This is a genomic window from Actinoplanes sp. NPDC051343 (assembly GCF_044455125.1).
GTDB lineage: Bacteria > Actinomycetota > Actinomycetes > Mycobacteriales > Micromonosporaceae > Actinoplanes.
In genome coordinates this window covers 150,479-175,402 of the sequence record NZ_JBITEL010000007.1, presented here as the reverse complement: position 1 = coordinate 175,402, position 24,924 = coordinate 150,479, and the positions used below count along the sequence as shown (strand labels likewise).

The 24,924-nt window shown below is 70.8% G+C and carries 20 protein-coding genes, 1 tRNA gene and 1 pseudogene; 10 read left to right on the top strand and 12 right to left on the bottom strand.

Translation table 11 applies throughout. The annotated features are described in order from the left end of the window. Positions 1–409: 409 nt before the first annotated feature. From ACIA5C_RS23710 to ACIA5C_RS23700, 3 genes and pseudogenes are all read right to left on the bottom strand, one after another. Positions 410–925 (bottom strand): annotated as a pseudogene (locus ACIA5C_RS23710) (DnaA ATPase domain-containing protein); the annotation flags it as partial. Between the two features lie 441 nt (positions 926–1,366). Further along, the gene (locus ACIA5C_RS23705) at positions 1,367–2,269 is read right to left on the bottom strand and encodes a glycoside hydrolase family 64 protein (protein ID WP_396058033.1); all 903 of its coding nucleotides are present in this window, start codon (positions 2,267–2,269) and stop codon (positions 1,367–1,369) included. Positions 2,270–2,281: 12 nt separating this feature from the next. After that, positions 2,282–3,205 (bottom strand): glycoside hydrolase family 16 protein, encoded by a 924-nt coding sequence (locus tag ACIA5C_RS23700; RefSeq protein ID WP_396058029.1) that lies wholly within the window; start codon positions 3,203–3,205, stop codon positions 2,282–2,284. Between the two features lie 359 nt (positions 3,206–3,564). On the opposite strand from ACIA5C_RS23700, the gene ACIA5C_RS23695 reads away from it, so the two are divergent. Further along, on the top strand, positions 3,565–4,170 hold the full coding sequence (locus ACIA5C_RS23695; RefSeq protein WP_396058027.1) for a DUF4232 domain-containing protein: 606 nt from the start codon (positions 3,565–3,567) through the stop codon (positions 4,168–4,170). A 54-nt stretch (positions 4,171–4,224) separates the two neighbouring features. On the opposite strand, the gene ACIA5C_RS23690 is transcribed toward ACIA5C_RS23695, so the two are convergent. From ACIA5C_RS23690 to ACIA5C_RS23680, 3 genes are all read right to left on the bottom strand, one after another. Then, a complete protein-coding gene (locus ACIA5C_RS23690) occupies positions 4,225–4,389 on the bottom strand; it encodes a hypothetical protein (protein WP_396058024.1) in 165 nt (54 codons plus the stop codon). A 224-nt stretch (positions 4,390–4,613) separates the two neighbouring features. Further along, positions 4,614–4,685 (bottom strand) — tRNA-Val (locus tag ACIA5C_RS23685). A gap of 51 nt (positions 4,686–4,736) precedes the next feature. Further along, positions 4,737–5,144: a TIGR02611 family protein gene (locus tag ACIA5C_RS23680; RefSeq protein WP_396058022.1), complete on the bottom strand. Its 408-nt coding sequence runs from the start codon at positions 5,142–5,144 to the stop codon at positions 4,737–4,739. 276 nt (positions 5,145–5,420) lie between these two features. Between ACIA5C_RS23680 and ACIA5C_RS23675 the strand changes: the two genes are divergently transcribed. The 4 genes from ACIA5C_RS23675 to ACIA5C_RS23660 all read left to right on the top strand — a co-directional run bounded on the left by ACIA5C_RS23675 (position 5,421) and on the right by ACIA5C_RS23660 (position 7,801). Continuing rightward, positions 5,421–5,852, top strand: a complete 432-nt coding sequence (locus tag ACIA5C_RS23675) for an SsgA family sporulation/cell division regulator (RefSeq protein WP_020514863.1) — start codon at positions 5,421–5,423, stop codon at positions 5,850–5,852. Positions 5,853–6,061: 209 nt separating this feature from the next. Beyond that, a complete protein-coding gene (locus ACIA5C_RS23670) occupies positions 6,062–6,919 on the top strand; it encodes a helix-turn-helix domain-containing protein (protein WP_396058020.1) in 858 nt (285 codons plus the stop codon). 65 nt (positions 6,920–6,984) lie between these two features. Next, on the top strand, positions 6,985–7,440 hold the full coding sequence (locus ACIA5C_RS23665; RefSeq protein WP_203727839.1) for an Rrf2 family transcriptional regulator: 456 nt from the start codon (positions 6,985–6,987) through the stop codon (positions 7,438–7,440). A gap of 181 nt (positions 7,441–7,621) precedes the next feature. Next, the gene (locus ACIA5C_RS23660; protein ID WP_396058017.1) at positions 7,622–7,801 is read left to right on the top strand and encodes a DUF4236 domain-containing protein; all 180 of its coding nucleotides are present in this window, start codon (positions 7,622–7,624) and stop codon (positions 7,799–7,801) included. Here ACIA5C_RS23660 and ACIA5C_RS23655 read toward each other — a convergent pair. Further along, a complete protein-coding gene (locus ACIA5C_RS23655; protein ID WP_396058015.1) occupies positions 7,798–8,691 on the bottom strand; it encodes a hypothetical protein in 894 nt (297 codons plus the stop codon). The two genes, ACIA5C_RS23660 and ACIA5C_RS23655, sit on opposite strands and share 4 nt — an antisense overlap. Positions 8,692–8,786: 95 nt before the next feature. On the opposite strand from ACIA5C_RS23655, the gene ACIA5C_RS23650 reads away from it, so the two are divergent. The 5 genes from ACIA5C_RS23650 to ACIA5C_RS23630 all read left to right on the top strand — a co-directional run bounded on the left by ACIA5C_RS23650 (position 8,787) and on the right by ACIA5C_RS23630 (position 17,775). Continuing rightward, positions 8,787–10,337, top strand: coding sequence for a fibronectin type III domain-containing protein (locus ACIA5C_RS23650; RefSeq protein WP_396058013.1), 1,551 nt, complete (start codon positions 8,787–8,789; stop codon positions 10,335–10,337). A 144-nt stretch (positions 10,338–10,481) separates the two neighbouring features. Beyond that, positions 10,482–12,080 carry a diguanylate cyclase gene (locus ACIA5C_RS23645; RefSeq protein WP_396058011.1) on the top strand — a complete coding sequence of 533 codons (1,599 nt, stop codon included), beginning with the start codon at positions 10,482–10,484 and terminating at the stop codon, positions 12,078–12,080. A gap of 28 nt (positions 12,081–12,108) precedes the next feature. Next, positions 12,109–13,131, top strand: coding sequence for an NADPH:quinone reductase (locus ACIA5C_RS23640; RefSeq protein WP_396058009.1), 1,023 nt, complete (start codon positions 12,109–12,111; stop codon positions 13,129–13,131). 33 nt (positions 13,132–13,164) lie between these two features. Further along, the gene (locus ACIA5C_RS23635; protein ID WP_396058007.1) at positions 13,165–16,113 is read left to right on the top strand and encodes a tetratricopeptide repeat protein; all 2,949 of its coding nucleotides are present in this window, start codon (positions 13,165–13,167) and stop codon (positions 16,111–16,113) included. A gap of 42 nt (positions 16,114–16,155) precedes the next feature. Then, positions 16,156–17,775 carry an AMP-binding protein gene (locus tag ACIA5C_RS23630; RefSeq protein ID WP_396058005.1) on the top strand — a complete coding sequence of 540 codons (1,620 nt, stop codon included), beginning with the start codon at positions 16,156–16,158 and terminating at the stop codon, positions 17,773–17,775. On the opposite strand, the gene ACIA5C_RS23625 is transcribed toward ACIA5C_RS23630, so the two are convergent. From ACIA5C_RS23625 to ACIA5C_RS23605, 5 genes are all read right to left on the bottom strand, one after another. Then, entirely contained in the window at positions 17,762–20,692 is a 2,931-nt protein-coding gene (locus tag ACIA5C_RS23625) for an EAL domain-containing protein (RefSeq protein ID WP_396058003.1), read from the bottom strand. The two genes, ACIA5C_RS23630 and ACIA5C_RS23625, sit on opposite strands and share 14 nt — an antisense overlap. A gap of 188 nt (positions 20,693–20,880) precedes the next feature. Continuing rightward, entirely contained in the window at positions 20,881–21,609 is a 729-nt protein-coding gene (locus tag ACIA5C_RS23620) for an endonuclease/exonuclease/phosphatase family protein (RefSeq protein WP_396058001.1), read from the bottom strand. Further along, complete coding sequence (locus ACIA5C_RS23615) at positions 21,533–22,981, bottom strand: phosphatase PAP2 family protein (RefSeq protein WP_396057999.1); 1,449 nt, start codon at positions 22,979–22,981, stop codon at positions 21,533–21,535. The genes ACIA5C_RS23620 and ACIA5C_RS23615 overlap by 77 nt, the downstream gene beginning before the upstream one ends. Further along, positions 22,971–23,957 (bottom strand): YihY/virulence factor BrkB family protein, encoded by a 987-nt coding sequence (locus ACIA5C_RS23610; RefSeq protein ID WP_396057996.1) that lies wholly within the window; start codon positions 23,955–23,957, stop codon positions 22,971–22,973. Before ACIA5C_RS23610 ends, ACIA5C_RS23615 begins: the two co-directional genes overlap by 11 nt. Continuing rightward, complete coding sequence (locus ACIA5C_RS23605) at positions 23,954–24,907, bottom strand: diacylglycerol/lipid kinase family protein (protein WP_396057994.1); 954 nt, start codon at positions 24,905–24,907, stop codon at positions 23,954–23,956. The genes ACIA5C_RS23610 and ACIA5C_RS23605 overlap by 4 nt, the downstream gene beginning before the upstream one ends. Positions 24,908–24,924: the final 17 nt, after the last annotated feature.

Below are 24,924 nucleotides of genomic sequence, written 5' to 3'. Positions count from 1 at the left end.
ACCGGGCGGTTCGCACGTTCACCTGGTATCGATCGACGAGTGAGGCACCCAGCTCTACCCCTGCGGCATCGCCACGGCTACGCCGCAGACATTCACCATGGCCTCCCGACGGCTTGTCACATCCCCGCCGAAAGTTCCCCGGCCGCCAAGGCGGCGGGTGCACACCGCAACCAGCCGACCCATATCCGCCGGGTTCGAGCCGGTGGGCCGTTAAGGGGCGTCATACACTGGTCCCGCCTCCTCACGACCAACGGGCGCACGGTCTGCCGCAAGACCTCCCAGGTCAAATGAGTGCAGTGCTGACCCGCCGGCCGCTGCCGGAGCCATCCTGCACCAGCAGGCTGACAGAACCTATTAGATCAGTGCACCTCGGGCCCCGGAGGGCTCAATTCCGTCGGAGCGTGGCCAGAGTGCCCTGATCCGGTGGTTGGATGTCCGCAATCAGGCCCCACTCGAAGCGTGTCCGCAGGCGGTCATCCAGAGTGAATAGTTGCCGCGGTGAGCGGTTGGAACTGATGACGATCTGCTTGTTGGCGTTGTGCAGGGCGTTGAAGGTATGGAGGAACTCGTCCTGTGCTCGGTCGCTCTTCTCCAGAACCTGGATGTCGTCGATCAGCAGGATGTCGACCTCGCGATAGCGACGCTGGAAGGCCGATGTCTCGTCCGGCAGCGGTGAATGGACGAGGTCATCGGTGAACTGTTGGGCCGACACGTATCGGACAAGCCGCGCGTTGCCGGCCGTCCCGGCGTACTGCCCGATGGCATGCAGCAGGTGTGTCTTGCCCAGCCCGGAGCCGCCGTAGACGAACAGCGGGTTGTAAGGCCCCGCCGGTGACTCGGCTACGGCGACAGCCGCGGCGTGTGCAAAACGGTTGGCTGCGGAGACGACGAACGTCTCGAAGGTGTACGCGGGGTCGAGCCGGTCCTCTTCGATGACGGCGATGCTAGGCCCGAGACACACGTTCTCGCAACGGAACCACAGCCCCGGCCGAAGCGGCGCCAGCCGCGGGGCCCGCTGTGGGCCTCCCGCGTCTCGAGCCCGGCTGCACTCGCGCAACCTCCGATGCTGAACGTTGGCAATTTGCCCGGCTCGGCCACCAGCCCAGTGGCAGCATGTCGTGGTCCCTCCCACCGAGCAGCCGGGGTGGCGCGCGAACTCGGCGGCAAATCCGGGTGTCGGAGCCTTGTTCTGGGCTGCTTTGCGCTGTTGTGCTCCGGTGCGGGCTCCGCGATAGTGGTCGGCGCCGGCTCGATCGTGTGGTCTTCGGTCAGATCGAGCGGTGAAAGCAGGACCGGCGAGCTGAGGGTGAGCGCGGCAGCGAGAACACGAGGGTGAGCCTACGGCCCGCCCTCGTGTCGATCGCTGTTACCAGCCTACGGCGATGAGCATGTACTGCGGGTTGTCGATGGCGATATAGCTGGACTGGTCGGCGGCGTCGTCGTACGGGAAGCCGTAGGCCTTGTGGGCGATCGCGTGGTTGTGCCAGAAGCGGGCGTAGTAGTTGGCCGGGCCGTTCTGGTAGTAGAGGCTCGTGTCGCTCCACTTTGCCTGGGCGAGCTGCGCGACGTGCCGGTTTAGGGCGCCGCAGAGGGCGGCACTCGTCGCAAGCGGGCCGGCACACCCGAAGACGTCGGCGGTGGAGACGTTGTATCCGAGCGATGTGGCGTAGTTCTTGAAATAGTCCTGGTACTGGCCGCCGGGCTGGAATGCGGTGTCCTTGGAGGGCGCAAGGATCCGATAGGGAGCCTGCACCTGGGCGAGGTGCTTGAACTGCGTGGGCATGTTGTTGACGAATTCAGCGAAGGTCGCGTTGCGGGGCTGCGCGAACGTCGCCTGGGTTTCGCCGACGGTAGCCTCTTTTCCGCTCTTGGTGTGGGTGCGGATGGCGAGTTTGAGCCCGAAACCGTCGACACGGGTGGTGTTGACGCCGATCCAGGAGGCGGTGGTGTTCAGTTCGATGAAGTCGGAGTACTGGCTGTCCGGCGAGCCGAGGTGGAAATACATGCGGGCGGCGGTGACCACCGGGACGTCGACGTACTGTTTTTCGGCGATCGAGTGGGTCTGGCCGTTGAACGTCCAGTAGACCTTGCTGTCGGGATATTCGCCGTTGGTGCGGTTGAGCACCTTGAACGTCATGACGTGGCTCGACACCGGGATGCCGCTGGTGCTTCCCCAGAAGTCGGCCGCTGAAGCGGGGGCGGCCAGGCACAACCCGGCGGCCACGGCGGCCGCGGCCATTCCCGTGCGGAGGGCGTTGATGATAGGCATCGGATGGGCCCCTTATTTCTTGTAGACGGCGACGTAGTCGACCTTCATGGCGTGGCCGCCGACCGTTGCGGTGGTCGGCCCACCCCCGAAGGCGTTCGGGAAGCCGCCGCCCATCGCCAGATCGAAGATGATGAAGAACGGATGATCGACCGCCTTTGACCAGGTGTCGGCGGGCACCTGGTTGGCTTGCACGGTGAAGTAGTTGGTGCCGTCGCGGTACCAGCGGATCTGCTCCGGCGTGACGGATCGGTCGATCTGCACGGCGTACGTGTGGTAGCCCGTCTGGCATCCGGCGCAGGCGCGCTCGCCGCTGCCGATTCCGGTCGACTCGTTGCACGGGCCGCCCGGGTTCGTGCCGCAGTGGAACGTGCCGAACACCGAACTGCGGCCGTTGACGTCCTCCATGATGTCGACCTCGCCCGAGGTGGGCCAGGGAGTGCCGGTGCGCAGGGTGGAGCCGAGCATCCAGAACGCCGGCCAGTAGCCCGCGCCGTTGGCCGTGGTCACGTCCGGCTGCTGGATCGCGGCCTTGACCAGCATGACCTGACCGGCCGCGACACCGTACGTGGCCTTGGTCTCGATGCGCCCGGAGGTCCAGCCGGTGGTGGGGTTGGTGCCGGCGTGTTTGGCCTTGATGACCAGGTGCCCGTTGCCGTCGCGGAATACGTTCTGGGTGCTGTTGGTCATGGTCTCGATCTCGCCGGTCCCGAAGTTGCTGCCCGGTCCGGTGTCGTACTGCCAGGCGCTGGTGTCCACGCCGCTGTTCGCCGCACCGTCGAAGTTGCTGCTCCACGCCAGCGTGAACCCGGCCGGCGGCGCCGGAATCGCCGCGGCCCCGGCAGCGCCGGTCGCCGCGTCCGCGGGACTGACGGCCGCAGCGCACAACAACGCGCCGGCGGCCACCGTGACAGCTGCTTTTCGGGGTAACCGTCCCATGATTTTTCTCCCACGTTCAGAGGTTTCTCCGAAACGACAAAGTTTGCTTATAGATGTTCGACCGGTCCACCGATACACGTCAATCCCCGTCAATGTAAGAGTTCTGCAAGGGGACTTCTGTCGCGAGGTGACGGGTAGTGCCACGCATGGTCGTGCCGCCCGTGAAAGTGTTCAGGCGATCGTGAGGTGGGCCAGGTCCACAGCAGACCGTCCTCCCACGGCCATGTGTAAGCGTTTCGTTCGGATTGGGTAAGCGATTGTCCTTCCTGTTTGGGTGGCACGTGCGGGGGGGAGCAATCGGCTCGGTCGCGTGTCCGGCGTCGACTGGTCCGAAAGAGCGAAGCGGAACCGAGAATCTGATGCGTATCAAGGCGATGTCACTGGTATCGAGCGGCCTTCTCGCGGGTGTGGCGCTCGCGGCCTGCGGGAAGACGGGCGTGGTGAACGCCGAACCGGCCGCCATCTCGTCCAGCCGGCCTCACGCCGCTGCATCAATGGCTTCGAACAGTGGCCCGGGCGGGAACGGCGGAACCGCGTTGTGCACCGTGGACGACCTGAGCGGGGGCACCAAGCCCGACGACGGCGGCGGTGCGGCCGGTCACGAGGGTAGATTTGTCATCGTCACCAACATGTCGGGCTCGGCCTGTGCGTTGAAGGGGTTTCCGACCGTCGCGTTCTCGGCGGATTCCGAGGGCACCCTGGTGGGGTCGGCGTTCGAGCGGATGCAGAGTGACACTCCCGAGAAAATTGTCATCCAGCCCGATAAGGACGCGTACATCAGCGTGCTGCTCGCCGACACCGGCGCCGAAGGCGACGATTGCGAGCCGACTCACGTCGAGGGCTACTCGATCCAGTTGTCCGGCAGCGACCACAAGCTGATCGTGAAGGACATGCAGACCGCCTGTTCAGCCGAGGGCAAGGGCGTTGGCCAGATCGGGCCGTTCATCCAGGGCACGCCGGAGTAGAGCGCTTCGCGTGACGAGCGCGTGGCCGAGCCGGGGCGGCGTGTCAGCCGACGCCTACTGTGCGGCGGGAAGGATGCACGCGGGCATGTCGGAACGGCGGGCGACGCACACACCCGCGATCTGATCGGCGGTGAAGACGAGGCGGGTACGCACGACCACCGACAAGTCGTCGACGATCACGTCCGGCTTGCGCCCGCAACAACCGTTGCAAATCGGCACGCTCCGAGATCCGCTCGGCGGCGAACCTGGTCGAAGGAACCTCGATCGACTGATCAGCAGTCATCTCGAACAGCAGCGACCGTACATCCTGCCGCCTGGGTAGCTCCAACGGAAGCCGCGACAGGCCACGCTGCGCTCACCCGGAAGCCGCACGAACCAGCAAGGTCAAATTATGACGAAGGCGCGAACGCTCTGGTTCGCGCCTTCGCGCACTGCCAACTATGTGGGCGATACTGGGATCGAACCAGTGACCTCTCCGGTGTGAACGGAGCGCTCTCCCGCTGAGCTAATCGCCCTCGACGGGACCAGACTCTACTAGACAGCGCGCCCGCGCGGCGAATCAGGGGTCAGTGACTCGCCAGCCAGTCTCGGCTTTCGGCTATCAGGTCGACGCCGAAGCTGAGTCTTACGGAGCCCCACACGACGGCCGCGACGAAGACCAGCCCGATCAGGCCGATGAGGGCGCGGGCGGGCCAGGGGCGCCGGCCGATCCAGCGCGTCCAGCCTTGGACTTGGCGTTTGGTGAAGTCGAGGAGTTTTTTGGCCCACGTGAACTCGATGGCCCAGATGGCGAGGCCGAGGATCACGATGGCCCAGCCGGGGCCGGGGAACGGGATCAGGACGATGCCGAGGGCGATGACCAGGGTGCCCAGAATGCCCACGCCGATGCGCAGCGCGAGGCGACCGGTGGGGCTGGCCCGGATCTTGTTGAGGATGTGTCCCGGCGAACGATCTTCGTCCGCTTCTGTACCCATTTCATCCCCCAGTGTTCCCGGGCCCCGTCACTACCCGGGAGGAATGGACGTTACCGGAGTAAGTCAACTGCTGGACCACCCGACGCCGGGCGGAACCGAGTACTTGGGCAGAACAGGACAAGATATCGCTTTATGTCTTGTGCGAAAGGGTTTTCGGAACCGTCTTCCCACTACTGGGTGAGATCAGCGTATGGCGGAGCGTAATGACAGGGATCACCTGAGTATGGGAAACGCGGGGTTCACCAGCCTCGCAGCGGTGCCGGGGGGAGTTCGTCCATGAGTACCATTCGTCCAACGACCGTCGAGGTCGAGACCTCGCTGCGGCTCGTAGCGCCTGATGCCACGGCTCTGCCCGTGCGCGCCAGTCTCCGCTACGACCCGGCGGACCCGTACGCGGTCCACGTGTTGTTCCACGCAGAATCAGCCGGTGGGGAAGCCGTGAGCTGGTCCTTTGCGCGGGAACTGCTCGTGACCGGGCTCGATGAGCCAGCGGGTATCGGCGACGTCCGGGTGTGGCCGTGGGCCACGCCGCGGGGGGATTTTGTCGCCTTGGCGCTGTCGTCGCCTGACGGCAACGCGCTGTTCGAGGTGCCGCGAAGTGTCCTTGTCCGATTCTTGCGGCGCACCTATGTGGTGGTGCCCCGCGGTCGGGAATCGGAGCACCTGGACGTCGATGCGGCGGTGAACCGGCTTCTCGCCGGTCGTTAAGGAAAACGCCGAGGGCGATCCGCCCGGACACTGCCGGTCCGGACGGGTCGCCCTTTCCATGCATGAACCCGACACTAGGTCGAATAGCGGAATCGGCGGGAAGAAACGCCGAATATTCGGGCAACTATTCACCCGGCCCGCGTTTTCGTGGGCAAACGAGGGGCGAACACATGGTGCGCCCCTTGTCAGCGCCGGTTACGGTCGGCGCGATGTCCTCTGTTGACGCGATCGCGGGCATAACCGCGCCGACCATGGTCCCGCCCGGTTGGGCGGGCGTCGGCACCTGCGCGCTCGACGCCGACGGCACCTTCGGGCCGCGGCTGCTCCCACACCACGTGCTGATGTTGACCACGGCCGGGCACGGCCCCGTCGAGGTCGACTTCACGACACTGAACTGCCGGCCGGGCACCCTGCTGTGGGCGCACCCGGGCCAGGCTCTCCGTCTACCCACCCCGGGCCTCGACGCCTCGTTCGTGACCTTCGAGCCGCGGCTGGCCCGCCAGCCCGAGCCGGACGGCGTCCGGCACTGGCAGCTCGAGGGCGAGGACGAGGACGCGGTGATCAGCGACTTCTCCCAGCTGGCGGTCGACTGCGAGCGACATAGGCCGGGCCCGCTCGCGGCCGCACTGCTTCAACATCAGCTGACCGTGCTGCAGCTGCGCATCGCGCTGCTCACCCCGGAGCGGAACGACGCCGGGCCCGAGGCGCGCACCTACGCGCACTTCTCCCGGCTGCTCGAGGACGGCCATCCGAGCAGCCGCCGGGTCGAGGACTACGCGGCCGATCTCGGGTGCTCGGTGCGGACCCTCACCCGCGCCTGCCTCGCGGTCACCGGGCGTACGGCCAAGCAGGTGGTCGACGACCGGGTCGCGCTGCAGGCCCGCCGGTTGCTCGCCTGCACCCCGCTCTCGGTCGCCGAGATCGGACGCCATCTGGGCTTTCCCGAGCCGACCAACTTCGGCCGCTTCTTCCACCGCGAGGTCGGCACGAGCCCCGGCCAGTTCCGCTCCCAAGTGGCGCCGAACGGCCGGATTCCGGTGCCCGCACAGCGACGATCACCTGACTGACCGTAATTCCCACAAATCCGTGGGGTATGTGCGACGTCGATCACCCGAAGGAGCATGATGGGTGAGTGCAGATCTCCGCGCGCGGCGACTACGCGGTCCGGGCCGCCCTCAGCTTGGCGCAGGCCTACCCGTCGCTGATGTCGGCCCAGGCCATCGCTCAAGATCAGGACATGCCTCGCAAGTTCCTGGAGGCGGTCCTGGCCGATCTTCGCCGAGCCGGGGTGGTGCGGGCCCAGCGCGGCGCCGAGGGCGGTTACACACTGTCGCAGCCGCCGCGCGACGTGACGATCGGCCAGATCCTCCGGGCGGTCGACGGGCCGCTCGCCGGCGTACGCGGTCTGCGGCCGGAAGAGACCCGCTATGAGGGAGCCGCGGAAAATCTGCCCAATCTCTGGGTGGCGGTGCGCGCCGCGGTCCGCGAGGTCGTCGACGAGGTGAGCCTGGCCGAGCTGATCAGCGGCCGCATGCCCGCCCACGTCCGCAAGCTGACCACGCGCCCCGACGCCTGGCAGCCGCGCTAGACGCTCGGCGGGCATGAGGCCGGCGGAACGGGCCCGAAGGCGGAACGGGCCGGAAGGCGGAACGGGCCGGAAGGCGGAACGGGCCGGAAGGCGGAACGGGCCGGAAGAGGGCCGAGGTTTCTAAAAAGAACAGAACGGGAACCGGTCGCCCATCTGACGAACCACTTGGGAGGGACGACCGATGGCCGTTTTGTTCCGCAGCCGTAAGAAGATCGGCCCGATCATCTTGAACTTCACCGAGCACGGTTTCTCCTCGTGGAGCATCAAGATCGGCCGCTGGTCGTGGAACTCGCGCACCCGGGCGAACCGCGTCGACCTGCCCGGCCCGCTGTCCTGGCGGCAGAACAAGCGCAAGGCCTAAGCCGCCGCGATCATGACGTCCCCGCCGAGCCGGCCGTGGTCCGGCTCGCGGGTGACCGCCCCGGAGTCGATCAGCGTGTGCAGCACCCGTACGGCGTCCGCCGCGCGATAGATCGTCTCGGTCAGGGCGAATGTTTTCAGGTCGGTGACGCTCGCCGGGCCGCTCGCGGCCAGGTGGGCGAGGAGTTCCCGGCGCAGCGGTCCCGGATGCGGCGTCAGCGAGATGTCGATCAGGTGCCGGTCGGGGTCGCCCGGGTCGCGGTAACGCACGCCCGCGAACTCGTCGACCGCCCACAACGCGTCCTTGAACCCCTCGAGGCTCTTGCCCGAGGTCGTGCCGAACGCGAGCACCTGCCCGGCCTGTTCGCCGGTCGCCATCTCGACCTCGGCGAACAGCGGCCACCCGGACCGATAGACCTCGGCCGATGCTCCGGCCGGCAGAATCAGGAGGACCTCGGCCGGCTTTCCGCCGGTCAGGGCGGCGACGGTGGTCGCCGCCGGCGGCTCGCCGGCGCTCGCGTCGAGATAACCCAGCAGGGGTACGCGCTGAGCACCGAGCGCCTTCAGGCCGACCCCGAGTCGTTCGTCGGTGCCGCCGGAGATCGTGTGCACGGCGAACCCGGCCGCCGAACCCGCCTCCTGCTGGGCCCGCTTGAGCCGTTCCTCGATCGGCCCGAGGTCGGCGCCGACCGCCACCATGGACAGTTCCCGCCCGCGGGCGAGGTCGGGCTGGTCGGCCAGCACGCGGACGGCCTCCTCGGCTGCCGCCCCGCCGTCGGCGTCGGCGTAGCCGTGCGCGTAGACGACTCGGCGCCCGCGGTGCAGAGCGGCCGGGGCCCACGCTTCCAGATGACGGACGAGCAGCTCACGCTTGACGGTGGCAACGGACATACCCCGATTTCTACCGTGTTCCGAAGCCGCAGGCCAGCGCGGCGTTAGCGGCTGCGGACTTGTACCTACCGTATTCATGTGAGCACTATGGGGTGGTGGCCCCTCCCCTCGCCGAACTCACCGCACGGGCGCAGACGCTGACGTCCGCGGGTGACCTTGCGGGTGCACGGCGCGTGCTGGCGACCGTCCTCGACTCCGAGCCGGCCCCCGATCCCCGCCGGGCCACCCCCGATCTCGCGCTCGCCGCCGCCCTGCACGCCCGCATCCTGATCGCCCTCGGCGATCCGCAGGCCGCCCGCATGTGGGCCGGCTTCGCGCACGCGGCCGAGGAACGGCTGCACGGCCCGCACGACGAGCGCACGACGGCGGCGGCCGCGACCCACGCCGCGGTGCTCCAGCGGGTCGGTCACTTCGGGCGGGCCGTCCAGGTCTATCAGCAACTGCTCGGCGACCTGACCGAGGTGGACGGTCCCGACTCGCCCCGGGTGCTGGCCGCTGAGGCCGACCTCGCCACCGCCGAGCACGCGGCCGGGCACTGCTCGGCCGCCCGCTCCCGGCTGGCCACGGCGTGGCGGCGGCACCGGGCGGTGTTCGGCGACGCCGCCCCGGCCGGCATCAAGATGCTGGCCCGGCTGGGCTCGATGGAACGGGAATGCGGCCGGCTCACCGAGGCGGGCGAGCACTTCGCGAAGGCCCAGGAGCTGTGCGCGCGCTACCTGCCGGCCGACCACCCGCTGGTCGGTCAGGTTGCCCGGCTCGCCACCGCGCAGCCGTCCGGGCGCCACACGTGCGGCCGGGTCGAGCGCACGGCCGGCCCGCAGGACGCGCCGACCGTGCAACAGCAGCCCTTCCCGCGGCGCCCGGCCGTGCCCGACCGGGCCGGGTTCCCGCCCGACGACCTGGGCGGGCGACCCGACAACCGGCCGACCGACCCCAACGGCACGGTCTATCAGCAGCCGCTCTATCTGGCCGACGTGCACCAGGCCCCGGGCGACCTCACCGGCCGCCACGCCCGTGCCGACACACCGCCGCCACTGCCCGGCCAGCGCGCCCCCGACTACGGTCCGGACGGACGGCCCCAGCCGGTCGGCACCGCGGCGGCGGGCACCCGCACACTTCCGCCCAACTCGGAACGGCTCCTGCCCGTACGGCAGGAGGCGCCCGACCCGCCACGCTCCCGTCAGCCGTTCATCCTGGCCGCCGTTCTGGTCGGCGGCGTGGCCGCCGCCGCGGCCGTGGTGCTGCTGACCCTGCCCGACGCCGACGGCGCGGTCGGACCGAGCGCACCGGTGACCACCCCGCCCGCCTCGGCGGCCTCCACCGCCCCGGCGGCCAAGACCCCGACGGCCGGCGCGACCCCCTCGGTGCCGCCGGCCGACCCGGGCGCGCCGACCGCGGTCAGGCTCCGCGACAACCGCGACAGCGTCACGCTGAGCTGGCACTACCCGAAGGGCGCCGAGGGCCCGATCCTGATCTCGGGCGGCCGGGCCGGGCAGCCGCAGAGGGCGTTCCAGCAGCTGCCCTCCGGCACGGACAACTACGTCGTCTACGGTCTCAACGACGCGCAGAACTACTGCTTCACGATCGCCGTCGCCTACTCGACCGACCACATCGCCGATTCCTCGCCGGTCTGCACCAAGCGGTAGCGGCCGTCTGAGCCGCACACCTTCGCGGCGGCCGAAGTCTCACCGGCCCCGCAACCCCGCTGCAACCGTTCGGGAACCGGCTTGCACCCGGGCGACCGGATCGTGATTCGTCACGGCATCACACCCGACCCGGAAGCAGGCACGGTGACGACCCTGTTGGGCCTCGCGGAGGTGCTGGGCCTCGCGGAGGCCCTGACCGAGCTGGAAAGCCTGCGCCACTCCGAGTTCCGGGACCTGGCCGGGCCGGCCGCGGCGATCCAGGCGCGGGCGCAGGAACTCGGTCTCGACGACGAGGCGCAGCGGGCGCTGCTGCTGATCGGCACGGCGGCGCTGCGCGAGGGCCGCATCGGCGAGGGCGGCCAGATCGCCCAGCGGGTGCGCTCCTGGGCCGAGCAGCACGACCACCCGCTGCTGCTGGCCCGCGCTCACCGAGAGCTCTCGATCTTTTATCGGCTGGTCGGCGACCTGTCGGACGCGCTGACCCACGGCGTGCACTGCCTGCAGTACCTGCCCGAGTCGGCGCCGCCGACGATCCGCATCCGGCACCTGGTGACGCTGGCCGTCGCGCTCGACGGGAGCGGGTCGGTCGAGGAGGGCGACCGGCGCTCGCGGGAGGCGCTGGCCCTCTCCAAGGCGATCGGCGACCACGAGCAGACGCTGCTGATCCTCAACAACATGGCGTACACGGCGTTCGAGGTCGGCGACGAGCCGGGTGCCCGCGACCTGACCGACCAGATGCGGGAGGTTTCGGCCCGCACCGGCGAGCCGCTGACCGCCAACGAACTCGACACGATCGCCCGGGTCGACATGATGAGCGGCCGGTACGGCCGGGTCGAGCAGGTGCTGGCACCGGTGCTGACCGAGCGGGCGCTGCCCCACGAGAGCGACGCCATCGCCGAGTGCCTGCTCACGCTGGCCGAGGCGCGGCGGCTGGACGGCCGTTTCGCCGCCGCCCAGGACGTGCTGACCCTGGCCGTACGCCAGTCCGAGGACCGCGGCCTGGCCCAGGTCCGGTCCCGCGTACGCCAGGAGCAGGCGGCCCTCTACGCGGCGGCCGGCCGTTTCGAGGAGGCGTACGAGGAGCACCGCATCTACCACGCCTCGAGCACCGCCCTGCTCAACACCCAGCGCGACGCCCGGGCCCGCGCCCTGCAGGCCGTCTTCGAGGCGACCGAGGCACGCCGGACCAGCGAGCACTTCCGCGAGATGGCCCACCGGGACGCCCTGACCGGCCTGCACAACCGCCGGTTCGTCAACGAGCGCCTGCCGGTGCTGCTCGGCGAGGCGGCCGCGCAGGGCACGCCGCTGGCGGTCGCGCTGGTCGACCTCGACCACTTCAAGCGGGTCAACGACACGCTCTCGCACGCCACCGGCGACGAGGTGCTGCAGATCATCGGCGAACTCCTGCAGCAGGCCACCACCGGCTCCGACGTGGCGGCCCGGATGGGCGGCGAGGAGTTCCTGCTGATCTTCCCGGGTGCGTCACCGGCCGAGGCGGCCGAGCGCTGCGAACGGTTGCGGCTGCGGGTCCGCGCGTACGCCTGGGGACCGGTCACCGGAAGCCTGCCGGTCACCACCAGCATCGGCGTCACGACGGTGACCGGCGCCGGCCCGACCTCCTCGACCGTCCTCTCCCGGGCCGACGACAACCTGTACGCCGCGAAGCGGGCCGGCCGCGACCGGGTCGTCGCCGACGGCGCTCCGGACGCGCGGCCGGACCGGGGGCAAGCCTTGAGCGGCTGACCGGCCGCAACCGTGGAAGGATCGGGGCATGAGGGCGATCATCTACCGCGGTAACGGCGACCCCGAAGTGCTCCAGCTGGTCGATCGGGAGGTGCCCTCCCCGGGCGCGGGTGAGGTGCGGGTGCGGGTCGCCGTGTCGGGCGTCAATCCGACGGATTGGAAGACCCGCTCCGGCGCCACCAACCCGCTGCAGTTCGACGAGGTCACGCCGCATCTCGACGGCGCCGGCGTGATCGACGCCGTCGGGGACGGCGTCGATCGGAGCCGGGTGGGTCAGCGTGTGTGGCTGTGGATGGCCACCGCCGGGCGGCCCACCGGCACCGCCGCCGAGTTCACCGCGGTGCCGGCCGAGCGGGCCGTGCCGCTGCCCGACGCGGCCGGCTTCGACCTGGGCGCTTCGCTCGGCGTGCCGGCCCTCACCGCGCATCGCGCGCTCACCGTCGCCGAGGACGGGCCTCGCCGCCTCCGGCCCGGGGCGCTGGACGGCAAGGTGGTGCTCGCGGCGGGTGGCGCCGGAGCGGTCGGGCACGCCGTGATCCAGCTGGCGCGCTGGGCCGGCGCGACCGTCATCAGCACGGTCAGCGGGCCGGAGAAGGCCCGGCTGGCCACCGCCGCGGGCGCGCACCATGTGGTCAACTACCGCGAGGGCGATCCGGCCCGCGAGATCCGCAAGATCGCTCCGGACGGTGTCGACATCGTCGCCGAGGTGGCGCTCGGCGCCAACCTCGCCCTCGACCTGGCCGTGCTCCGGACGCGGGGCACGATCGCGACGTACGCCAACGACGGCGGCAAGCCGGTCGAGCTGGACGTGCGGCAGAACATGACGTTGAACAGCCGCTTCCAGTTCATGGTTCTCTACACGGCCGGGTTCGACGTGCTCACCGGCGGAGCCGAGGACGTCGCCGCGGCGGTGCGGGACGGGGCGATGCCGGTGGGCGAGGCGCATGGGCTGCCGCTGGTGCGCTTCCCGCTCGACCGGACCGCCGAAGCCCACCGTGCGGTGCAGGACGGCGCGGTCGGCAAGGTCCTGGTCGACGTCAACGGAGACTGATGAGGCTTTCTGACGCGTCGTAGAGTCCACTGCGTGACCGACGTCGGGTTGCGGTTGCTGGGAGCGGTGGAGCTGCGCGTCGACGGGATCGACGTGCCGCTGGGTGCGGCGCGGCAGCGTACGGTCCTGGCCGCCCTCGCGGTCGACGCCGGCCGTCCGGTGCAGATCGACACCCTCGTCGATCGGGTGTGGGGCGTCCACCCGCCCGGCCAGGTACGCGGCGTCGTCTACAGCTACGTCAACCGGCTGCGGCACGCGCTGCGCTCAGCCGGCGGCCGGGCGGCGCTGGCCCGGCGGTCCGGCGGCTATGCGCTCGACATCGACCCCACCTGCCTCGATCTCCTGCTGTTCGACCGGTTGACGCGCGGCGGCTCACTCGAGGAACTCGGCGCGGCCCTCGCCCTGTGGCGCGGCCCGGCGCTGGCCGACCTCTCCGGCGAGTGGGTGGTGCGCACCCGGGATCTGCTCGCGCAGCGGCGTCTGGACACCACGGTCGACTGGGCGCGGGCGCAGCTGGTGGCGGGCGGCGCCGACTCGGTGGTCGAGGCGTTGCGGCCGCTGGTCGAGGAGCACCCGTTGGTCGAGCCCCTGGCCGCGCTGTTCATCGAGGCGCTGCACCGGACCGGCCGCGGCGCCGAGGCCCTCGACCGGTGGGCGGCCGTACGCGGGCATCTGGTGGCCGAACTCGGAACCGAACCGGGCCCGCAGTTGCAGGCAGTCCATCAGGTTCTGCTGCGTCCGGGCGTGTCCCGGCCGAGTTCTCTGCCGGCCGACACCGCGGCGTTCACCGGCCGCCGCCGGGAGATCGACCGTCTCGCGCGGGCCGGGCTGGGCGTGCACGCCATCGCCGGCATGCCGGGGGTCGGCAAGACCGCCCTCGCGGTGCACGTGGCGCACCGGCTGCGGGACGCCTTCCCCGACGGGCAGATCTTCGTCAACCTGCACGGCCATACCGCCGGGCGGGACGCCGCCGATCCGGCTGAGGTGCTGGCCGGCCTGCTCCTGGGGGACGGCCTCGATCCCCGGCGGCTCCCGGCGGGCGCCGAGGCCCGCTCGGCGCTGTGGCGGTCGCGGCTGGCCGGGCGGCGCGCGCTGATCGTGCTCGACAACGCGTACGACAGTGCCCAGGTGACCCCGCTGCTGCCGGCCGCCGCAGGCTGCCTGGTGCTGGTCACGAGCCGGCGGTTCCTCGGCGACCTGCCCGCCGACGCGGTGCCGGTCGCGCTCGACGTGCTCGCCGCCGACGAGGCCGGCGCCATGTTCCGCCGCCTCGCGCCCGCACCGGCTGACGACCCGGCCGAGCTGGTGGCGGCGTGCGGCCGTCTCCCGCTGGCCGTCTCCCTGCTGGCCCGGCTGCTGCGCCGGCATCGGAGTTGGACGGTCGCCGACCTGTTGCGCGAGACCCGCGAGCGACTCCTCGACGCGACGGCCGAGCATGCCAGCATCGCGGCCGCCTTCGACCTCTCGTACCGTCACCTGCCTGCCGCCCGGCAGCGCATCTTCCGGCTTCTGGCCTCGCATCCCGGCACCGAGTTCGAGCCGTACGCGGTGGGTGCCCTGGCCGGCCTGCCGCCCGCCGCGGCGCTGACCGAACTCGACGCGTTGCACGCCGACAGCCTGCTCATCGAGGTGGCACGGCACCGATACACGATGCACGACCTGATCCGCTCGTACTGCCGGAAGCTGGCCGGTCCGGACCGGGCGGCCCGCGCCCGGCTGCTCGGCTTCTACACCACGACCGCGGACGCCGCGAACGCCCGTCTCGCCCGCCTGACCCGTCCCGGGCCGCCGCCACCGGCCCTTCCCGGGGGTGTCGAACCGCTGGCCTGGTTGCGGGTGGAGCGCGCGAACCTGGCCGCGTCCGCCGAGGCCGGGCCGCTCGTGGCGGTGACCGCCGGGATGGCCGAGCTGCTGCGCCGGGACGGGCCGTGGAGCGAGGCGCTGGACCGCCACGCCCGGGCCGTCGAGCGGGCGTCGGGGGTGGACCGGGCCAACGCGCTCGTCGACCTGGCCACCGTGCGGCGGCTCACCGGCGACTTTCCGGGTGCCGCCGGGGACGCCCGGGAGGCGCTGGCCGGATATCTATCGGCGGGCGAGCGGCTCGGCGAGGCCAACGCGCTGATCGTGCTCGCCAAGGCGTTGTCCCGGGCGGCCGGGTACACCGAGTCGATGCCGGTCATCGCGCGCGCTCTGGACGTCTACCGCGATCTGGGCGACCGTCCCGGTGAGGCCGGAGCCCTGGTCGAGCTGGCGATCGCACGGGGCATGACCTCCGACTTCCGTGGCGCGCAGCAGCTTCTCGGCCAGGCACTCGAACGCTATCGCGCGCTCGGCGACCGGCCCGGCCAGGCGTACGCGCTGCGGATCCTCGGCATCGCACACGGCCGGGTCGGCGACTTCGCGGGTGCCCGCGAGCTGCTGAGGAATGCTCTCGACCTCTATCGGGGGCTGGGCGCCCGCCTCGGCGAGGCGTTCACCCTCAACGACCTGGGCCGGGCGGCGGCCGGAACCGGGGACTACCCGGCGGCCGTCGACTCGTTGCGCGCCGCCCTCCGCCGCCACCGCCGTCTCGACCATCGGGTGGGGCAGTCGACCGCCCTGCACTACCTGGGCGCGGTCCTCCGCCGCTCCGGTGACCTGGCCGGCGCCTCGACCGCCCTGCAGGAGGCACTCGCGCTCGATCGCGAGATCCACAACCGGAGCGGCGAGGTGATGATCCTCAACGAACTGGGCGCCGTGCACCGGCTCTCAGGCGACGTCGAGCGGGCGCTCACCGCCCACCGCGCGGCTCTCGTCCTGGCCGAGAAGGTGTCGAGCCCGTTCGACCGGGCGCTCTCGCTGGCCGGGTTCGGCCGGTGCGCCGTGGCCCGGGGCCGCCATCGCGAGGGGCGAGCCCAGCTGCGGGCCGCGCTGACCATCCTGCGGCGCATCGACGCGGCCGAGGCGACGGAGGTCGCGGCCGATCTGGCCGCCCTCCCGTGAGGACTCCAGAAATGCTCCAGATCGGTGTCGCACGCTCCGGTCATGAGAACGCTTTCCTATGCTCACGGAACCTCGACCGAACCGCTGCTGGGCGACACCATCGGGGCTCACCTCCGGCGCATCGCCGACCGGTTCGGCGACCGGGAGGCGCTGGTCGACGTGCCGAGCGGCACCCGCTGGACCTATCGGGAGCTCGACGAACGGGTCGACGTGCTGGCCCGCGCGCTGGCCGGGCGGGGCATCGCCCGGGGTGATCGGGTCGGCATCTGGTCACCGAACCGGCCGGAGTGGATGCTGCTGCAATATGCGGCGGCCCGGATCGGGGCGATCCTGGTCAACATCAACCCCGCTTACCGTACGGATGAACTGCGCTATGTCCTGCGCCAAGCCGGAGTCGGCCTGCTCGTCGCCGCCGAGAAGTTCCGGTCGTCGGACTATCGCGCGATGATCGCCGAGATCGGGCCGGACTGCCCGGACGTGGTCTTCCTCGGCGCCGGTTGGGAGGCCCTGCTCGGCCGGGCTGAGGACGTCGTCCTCCCGGACGCCGACCTGTCACCCGACGACCCGATCAACATCCAGTACACGTCGGGAACGACCGGCTTTCCCAAGGGAGCCACGCTCTCGCACCACAGCATCCTCAACAACGCCTACTTCGTGGCGCATCGCCAGGGCTGGTCGCCGGCCGACCGGGTCTGCGTGCCGGTGCCCTTCTACCACTGCTTCGGCAATGTGCTCGGCACGCTCGCGGCGATGACTCACGGCGCCTGCGTGGTGATCCCGGCGCCCGCCTTCGAGGCGCGGGCCACGCTGGCCGCGGTCGAACGTGAGCGCTGCACCGCGCTCTACGGCGTGCCGACCATGTTCGTCGCCGAGCTCGCCGAGCCGGAGTTCGGCCGTTTCGACCTGTCCAGCCTGCGTACCGGGGTGATGGCCGGGTCGCCCTGCCCGGTCGAGGTGATGAAGCGGGTGGTCGCCGACATGGGGATGACCGAGGTGACGATCTGCTACGGAATGACCGAGACGTCGCCGGTGGCCACGCAGAGCCGCCGCGACGACGACCTGCAGCGGCGGGTGTCCACGGTCGGCACTCCCCTGCCGCACGTCGAGGTGAAGATCGTCGACCCGGCGACCGGGTTGACCGTGCCACGCGGGGAGGCCGGCGAGTTCTGCACGCGCGGCTACTCGGTGATGCTGGGGTATTGGGACATGCCGGAGCGTACGGCCGAGGTGATCGACGCGGCGCGCTGGATGCACACCGGCGACCTGGCCGTCATGACCGCGGACGGCTACGTCAACATCGTCGGCCGCATCAAGGACGTGGTGATCCGCGGCGGCGAGAACGTCTACCCGACCGAGGTGGAGGAGTTCCTGCGCACCCACCCCGGCATCGTCGACGCGCAGGTGATCGGCGTGCCCGACGACCGGTACGGCGAGGAGGTCATGGCCTGGGTGATCCCCCGGGCGGGCACCGAGCCGCCGACGGCGGCGACGCTCCGCGACTTCTGCGCCGGACGCCTCGCCGCCTACAAGATCCCCCGCTACGTGAAGGTGGTGGACGCCTTTCCGCTCACCGTGACCGGCAAGGTCCGCAAGGTCGAGATGCGCGAGCAGTCGATCCGGGAGCTGGGCCGGGAGGCGGCCGCGGCCGTCACCACGGCATGAGGTGGGCCGGGACGGGCCGGGAGAACAGGTAGCCCTGCCCGTGGGTGCAGCCCAGCTCACGCACCAGCTGCTGCTCCTCGACCGTCTCGATGCCCTCCGCGATCACCTTCAGACCCAGATTCAGACCCATCGCCACGATCGTGCGGACCAGCTCACGGCTCCGCAGACTCCCCGTCGAACGCGACACGAACGACCGGTCGATCTTCAACGCGTCGAACGGCAGATCATGCAACGCCTCCAACGACGAATAGCCCGTACCGAAGTCATCGATATGCACCTCGACACCCATCGCCGTCAACTCCGCGATCACCCGCGTCGCATGCCGCACATCGTGCATGATCACCCCCTCGGTGATCTCCACCGCCAGCAGGGCCGGGTCTACGCCGGTGGCCACCAGGTCGGCGATCAGGTCGCCGTGCCAGAACTGCCGGTTGGACACGTTGACACTCATCCGGATCCCCGGACGGCCCCACTCGGCGACCTGCCGGCTCGCCTCCCGCAGCACCCACGTGCCGATCTTCACGCCCAGATCGCTCTCCTCGGCGATCGGCAGGAACACCGGCGGCACCAGCAGCCCGCGGGTCGGGTGCCGCCAGCGCAGCAACGCCTCCACCCCGCACACCACACCACTGTCCAACGCCACGATCGGCTGATAGAACAACTCCAACTGGCCGTCGCCGATGGCATTACGCAACTCCGCGCCGGTCCGCAACCGATCCAGCGCCGACTCGTGCATCGACGGCACGAACAGCGCATGCGCCCGCTTCCCGCTGCTTTTCGCGAAATACATCGCCGCGTCCGCATCCCGCATCACCGCCTGGGTGTCGCCGTAGCTGTCCGCACCTACCGCGATGCCGATGCTCGCGGTCACCGCGACATCGGTGTCGCCGAGCCGGCACGGCGCGGAAACCGCCGCCTGCAAACGCTCGGCCAGCACCGCCGGGACGTCCGGCCCGCCGAAATCCTCGATCAGCACCGCGAACTCGTCGCCGCCCAGCCGGGCCGCCGCCTCGTTCACCCGCAACTCGACCGTCACCCGCCGGGCCACCTCCTGCAGCAGCCGGTCGCCGGCCTCATGCCCCAGACTGTCGTTGACCAGCTTGAACCCGTCCAGATCCAGCAACAACACCGCATACTGCCGGGCCCGGCCCATCGCCAGCATCAACCGGTCACGGAAATGACTACGGTTCGGCAGCCCGGTCAAATCGTCGTACAGCGCCGCCCGCCGCAGGACCTCTTCCTGCTCCCGCAACGTCTGCAACACCGAATCATGCTCCAGAGCCACACTGAGCAACGCCGCCCACTGATTCATCGTCTCCCGGCCCTCGGCCAGACCAGCCTGAATCGGACCGACCAGCGCCAACATCCCCCAGTCCCCGTTGTCCACCTTCAGATGAGCGACGAAGATCATCTCCTGGGCGGCGACGTCGACCCGGTCGATCAGCTCGGTGGGTGGGAACCGCTCGATCTCCAGCCGCCCGCAGCCCGGCATCCCGGCCTTGCCGTCGTACGTGGCGATGACGTCGAGGACGCGGCGGCTCGCCTCGGGCTCGTCGGGCCACAGTCCCAGGCAGCCGCCGCGGATGTCGGTGGCCCGCAACCAGTCCAGTGACCGCGGATCCCGCTCCTGGCTGCGCAACAACTGCATGCTTACCGAATATTGGGTCCCCAGCGCCGACATCGTCGACCGGCCGTGCGCGACCTGGAACGACGACTGCGCCTGAGCCAGCACCACGAAGATCTGATAGACCAGGTCCTCGCTGCTCCGCAACGCCCGGCCGTAGTCGCGGAACAACCGCATCACCGCCACCGCGACCTCGTAGTTCTCCAGGCGCCGGGCGACCGGCTGGAGCAGCCGGCGCAGTTCGGTGCCGGTCGGCGTCGGCAGCCCGGTGGCGGCGTCCGCGAGCACCGCGGCGACGCCCTTGACCGACATCTCCAGCTCGGCCGAGTGTCCGGCCGTCGACCAGGCCGGCATGTTGGCGTCGACGGCCCGGCGGATGTCGGCGAGCAGCCGGTCGGGGCCGCCCTGTCCGTCGGCCGGCCCGGAGGCCAGGGCGAGCGGGCCCGGGCAGCCGCACGACTCGCGCACGACCAGACCGGTGGCAACCCGGTGCTGCTCATTGCGGACCGGGTCGCCCCGGAGCATCCGTGCGACCAGGTCGACCGCGAGTTCGCCGATCTGGTCGAGCGGTTGCCGGACGGTAGTCAAGCTGGGGATCATCGACGCGCTGTCGGGCAGGTCGTCGAAGCCGATCACGGCCTGGGCGGCGGGCAGGTCGTAACCGGCCTCGCCGAGCACCCGCAGCACGCCGATCGCGTTCTGGTCGTTGCCGCACATCACCGCGGTCGACGGCAGCCCGTCGGCCAGCATGCGGCGGGCCGCCCGTTCGCCGCCCGGCTGCTGCATGTCGCCGGTCTCGTAGAAGAGGCGGTCGTCGACCGGCAGCCCGGCCGCGCGCAGCGTCTCCCGATAGGCCTCGTAGCGCTCGCCCGTGTCCACCTGGTCCGGGTGCCCGGCGAAGGCGATGCGGGTGTGGCCGTGCTCGATCAGGTGACGCACGGCGGCGGCGGTGCCCGCCCGGTTGTCCGGCGCGATGGTCGGGCAGCTCACCCCGTCCGCGTTGTCGCTGATCACCACGACCGGCCGGCCGCTGCGCCGGGCCTCGCGCAGATACGCCGAGCCGGCGCCGTTCAGGAAGATGACGAACCCGTCGATGTGTTCCCAGGCCACCCGATGGTCGAATGTGGGCGCCTGGTCGAAGTCGAGCCGGAACGTGCCCGCGTCGAGTGTCTGCACGGCGATCAGCCGCCCGTCGCGCGAGGCCACGCCGGCCTGCATGCCGCCGAGCAACCCGCCGAAGTAGGTGCCGCCGAACCAGGTCGAGAGAACGCCGAGGACCGGACCCTGTCTCACCGCTGCGGCCTCCTCCGGCGTTTCGGCCCTCAGCTGACCGCGAGGCTGACCGCCAGCTCGAGCTCGGCCAGCATGCCATGTCCGGCCGCGGAAAGGTCACCTTCGACGAAGGTGGAGCTCGGAGACCTCCGCATCGGTCCACGGCCCGGCCAGGGCGGCGCACCGGTGCAGCAACGGGTGGTCGGGCATCAATCCAGGGTCGCATGCGCGGGCGGCCACCGAAGCGAAACGACCACCGGATAGTGGTCGGACGCGAGCGGGTCGTCCCGCACGACCTGCGCCGACGTGGCCTCCAGGCCGCCCGCGAGCAGCACGTAGTCGAGCCGCATCGGTGCGAACTCGGCACCTCGCAGGGCCGTCGGCACGGTGCTGCCGTCCCCCGTCCCGGACGCGATCCAGGCGTCCGAGAAGCCACCGGCGAAGGCGGCCATCGCCCGGGTGTCGATCTGCCCGTCCGGCCCGAGGTGCCGCTTGCGATAGCCCGGCGGCAGCGGTCCGGGCACCGACAGCGAGTTGAGATCACCGGCCAGGACCACGGGTCCGCGGTGGGCCAGGCGGGCGGTCAGCCACACCGCCTCGCGGCGGCGGCGCTCCGACGCGTACGGGTTGAGGTGCGTGCTCACGACGGTCAGTGACTCGCCGCCGGAGCGCAAGGTGACCGCCGAGGCCGCGTGATGCAGTTGCCACCCGAACGAGCGCCGCCGCGTCGCCGTCAGCGACGGCCGCCAGAACACCCCGACCGCCTGGCCGAAGACCGACCGGGCGACGTGCCCGGTCAGGCCCGTCGCCTCGGCGAACCGGTCCCGGCGGAAGCCGCGCAGCTCCTGAAGGGTCAGGACGTCAGGATCCTGTCGTCTGACCAACTCGACGATCGACGGGAGCCGCGATCCGCCCCCGTGCAGCAGGTTCCACGTCATGACCTTCACGAAGCACCGTCCAATACAGCACCGAGATCCAGCAGGCGGCGAGCAGCGCGGCTCCCAGGGCGTCGGTCGGGTGATGCTCGCCGCGGTACATCCGGGACAGCGCGACCACGGTCGGCATCACGACCGCCAGGCCGACGAACACCCACCGCCACCAATGACGGACACGACCGGTGACGACGATCGCGATCGCGGCCCACACGCAGATCGTGGCCGCGATGTGCCCGGACGGGAACGACGAGGTCGGCATGTGCCCGTCCAGCTGAGCGACCGGCGGCCGGGGCCGGTCCACCGCGGCCGCGCTGCACAGGAACAGCGTGATCTCGCCGACCATGGTGAGCACGACGAACAGGACCGGCCGCCACTGCCGCCAGAACGCCAGCGCGAGCGGGCAGAACACCAGCGAGATCGCCAGGATCGCGTGGGTGTCGCCGGCCTTGCTGCCGAGCCAGCTCAGATGGTCGAGCGACGGCGTGCGGAAGGTCTGCAGCCAGCGCGGCACCGCGTTGTCGGGCCCACTCGGGATCACGTGTGTGAGCAGGTAGCCGACCACATAGAGCAACCCGAACGTCAGCACCCACCCGACCAGGATCTCGGTGCCCTTGGCCCACGGGTGCGGCAACACCCGGCCCTCGGAAGGGGCCGGCGCGATGTCGGCCTCCGGTTCCAGGCCCTCCGCCGGCGAGGGAGTCGGCAGGCCCGCTTCGCGCCGCCAGACCCGGAACGCGTACGCGGTGACAGAGATCCACGCCGCGCCCAGCATCCACCCGGCCAGCACGTCGGACACGAAGTGCACGCCCAACGCGATCCGGCTCAGCCCGATCAGGGCCACGATCAGCGCGGCCAGGCCGACGAACCAGCCCCGCCACCGGTGCCGCACCACGGCCAGGAAGACCAGCGCGAGCATGCCGTAGACGACCATCGAGCCGAGCGCGTGCCCGCTCGGGAAGCTGTTGCCCTGCCCGTGTGCGACCGGGTCGGCGACCACCGGCCGCACCCGCCCGACCAGCGTCTTCAACGACGGGTCGAGGATCAGCGCCCCGATGCCGGTGACCGTCAGGTAGATCGCCAGGCGGAACTGGCGCCGGATCAGCAGCGCCACGACGGCCAGCACGACCAGCGGGATCAGCGTGCCCCGGCCGCCCAGGTGGGAGATCGCGGTGGCTACCTGGACCGCGGCCGGGTGCGCCGAGACGGCCCGGTTGAGGCCGTTGGCGACCGACTGGTCGACGTGCAGCAGCGGACTCCAGTGGTACCGCACGAGCAGCAGCAACGTGCCGAAACCCAGGCCGGCCGCGACGACGGCCAGGAAACCCAGAACGCTTCGCTCGGCGAAGTGCCGGAACGGAAGACGCTCAGCGGCCACGACCGCTCCTTTGCTTGGGCGGCTGCCGCTGGGCGACAGCCGGCTTCCAGACGTCCTGCTTGGCCGGTCGCCGCACCCCGACCCGCTTGGCCTCCAGCTGGGCGGCGAAGGCGACCCCGATGAACAGGGCGAGCCCGGTCAGGTTGGCCCAGAGCAGCAGGGCCATGATCGCGGTGAGGCCGCCGTACGTGGCGCCGAACTGGCCGCTGAACCGGACGTACCCGGCGAGCAGGATGCTGGCCAGCCACCACAGAACGGTCGCGACCACCGCCCCGACCAACAGCCACGACAATGCGGGCTGGTGACGGCGCGGGGCGTACCGGAAAAGAAGGCCCACCGCGATGACGGTGAGCACCAGGCTGAGCGGCCATCGCACGAAGTCCCAGGCCACCCGGGCCTCGCCCGCCCAGCCCCAGTGCCGCTCGGCCGCTTCGCCGAACGGCCGCCCGGCCACCAGCAGCAGAAAGCCGAACAGCGCGGGCACACCGGCGACCAGCATCAGCACCGTGGCCCGGGTGTACTTCGCGACCGACGGCCGGTCGCGCTCCACGCCGTAGATGCGGTTGGCGCCCCGCTCGATCTGGGCCATCGCCGTGGTCAGCGCGATCAGACCGGTCAGCAGGCCGAGGACCAGCGCGACCTCGCCGTGCTTGTCCTCGAACAGCTGCCGGACGAGCGGCTCGCTGGCGCCCGGGGTGATCGCCAGGATGGTGTCGCCGACGATCTTGCCGCCGTTGTCGGCCCCCAGATCGGCGGCGAGCCCGGAGAACGCGATCAGGAACGGGACGACGGCCAGGCACAGCTGGAACGCGAACGCGCGGGCATGACTGAAGCCGTCGCCGTACCGGAAACGCACGAACGCGTCCCGCACCAGCGGCCACCGGCCGTAGCGGCGCAGCGCCCGGTAGGCGTCGTCGGCCGAAAGGTCGTCCCCGCTCATGTCCCGGGTTTCCGGGACCGGTTCGACGCTGCTCATTCCGCCCACTCGGAAGCTTCGTCGGCCGCGGCCGAGGCGTCGTAGGCCAGGTCGGGGTCGCTGTCCGGCTGCGGCACGCAGAGCAGCAGGGCCCGCCGCCGCATGCCGACCTTGAGGGTGCGGCCGGGATCGATCAGGTCGCCGTCCAGCTGGCGGGGCTGCCGCTGGTTGCTGACGATCTCGATCCGCTCGGCGGTGTAGGTCTCCATCAGCGGCTTGCGCTTGCGGCGGAGGATCACTCCCAGCCCCAGCGAGACCCAGTGCCCCAGGCTGCTCGGGCTCAGGATCGCGACGTCGAACTTGCCGTCGTCCGGCTCGGCCTCGGTGAGCAGCCGGACGCCGCCCTGCAGCCGTCCGACGTTACCGACGATCACCGAGCGCGGGCGGCGCAGCATCGGCGCGCCGTCGTCCAGCCGGATCCGGACCCGCATCGGACGGTCCCGCAGGTGCTTGAGCGCCCCCACGACGTACGCCGGCCAGCCGACCGCCTTCTTGACGGTCTCCGACGTGCCCTCCAGCATCTGCGCGTCGAAGCCCATCCCGGCCATCACCACGAAACACCGCTCCTCGACCGTGCCGACGTCGATCCGACGCCGGCCGCCGTCCAGGGCCACCTGCACCCCGGTCGCCGCGTCACCGGCGAGGCCGAGATTGGCCGCGAGCAGGTTGCCGGTGCCCGCGGGCAGCACGGCCAGCGCGACGTCGGTGCCGGCCAGGGCGGTGACCACGGCGGTCACCGTGCCGTCGCCGCCGCACGCGAAGACCAGCTCGGCCCCGTCGCGTACGGCCGCCTCGGCCTGACCCCGGCCGGGGTCCTCCTTCGTGGTCTCGAACCAGGCCGGTGCCGGCCACCCGGCCGTGGCCAGGCCTTCCTCGATCGTCTGATGCAACCGGTCGAGATCGGTCACCTTGGTCGGGTTAACCACGACAGCGCTGCGGGGTCCAGTCACGAAGCTCCCTTTTCCCA